The organism is Pantoea sp. Ft-CA_14 (assembly GCF_024520875.1).
GTDB classification, from domain to species: domain Bacteria; phylum Pseudomonadota; class Gammaproteobacteria; order Enterobacterales; family Enterobacteriaceae; genus Pantoea; species Pantoea agglomerans.
The window spans coordinates 1-260 of record NZ_JALNPM010000046.1; the positions used below are offsets into that span (position 1 = coordinate 1).

Genomic DNA, 260 nt, shown 5'->3' on the forward strand with positions numbered 1-260 from the left:
AACTGGGCAGGCGCTGGCAAACCTTGCATAACTTTATCTATCTGGTCGCTATTTTGGCGCCGATTCACTATATGTGGTCGGTAAAAATCCTGTCTCCCCAACCGATCATTTATGCGCTTTTAGCCCTGATATTGTTAGCCTGGCGCTATAAAAAGTTCATTAAATGGTGGCCGCGCTAGTCTCTTCTTATTGCCGATCGTCTGCGAAAAATGCGGCCTGCGAGCCGCATCCGATCAACTTCGCAGATAAGACCAGTATTT

Annotated in this window: 1 pseudogene; it reads left to right on the forward strand. The window is 47.3% G+C overall.

What is annotated here, in order from left to right:
- Positions 1-179: pseudogene (locus tag NR195_RS22790) on the forward strand (sulfoxide reductase heme-binding subunit YedZ); the annotation flags it as partial.
- Positions 180-260: the final 81 nt, after the last annotated feature.